The organism is Acuticoccus kandeliae (assembly GCF_003073115.1).
This window is the reverse complement of the sequence record NZ_QBBV01000155.1, coordinates 1-311: the sequence shown is the minus strand read 5'-3', so window position 1 is coordinate 311 and position 311 is coordinate 1. Positions and strand designations below refer to the sequence as shown.

General features: G+C 66.2%; 1 pseudogene. It reads left to right on the top strand.

The features are described from left to right. A pseudogene (locus DBV35_RS29740) lies at positions 1 to 311 on the top strand (pyruvate dehydrogenase (acetyl-transferring), homodimeric type); the annotation flags it as partial.

Here is a 311-nt window from a genome sequence, read left to right as displayed (position 1 = left end):
CGTACTACCACCCCGGCGAGAAGGACGAGGCGATCCAGTACCTGCGGGAGCGCCGTCGCCAGCTGGGCGGGCCACTGCCGTCGCGCCGGACCGCCAGCAAGCCGCTCGTGCTCCCCGGCGACAAGGTCTACGACTTCGTCAAGAAGGGCTCCGGCAAGCAGGAGGTCGCCACGACGATGGCATACGTCCGGCTGCTACGCGAGCTCATCAAGGACAAGGAGATCGGCGCGCGCTTCGTGCCGATCATCCCGGACGAGGCCCGTACCTTCGGTATGGACTCGATGTTCCCGAGCCAGAAGATCTACAACCCG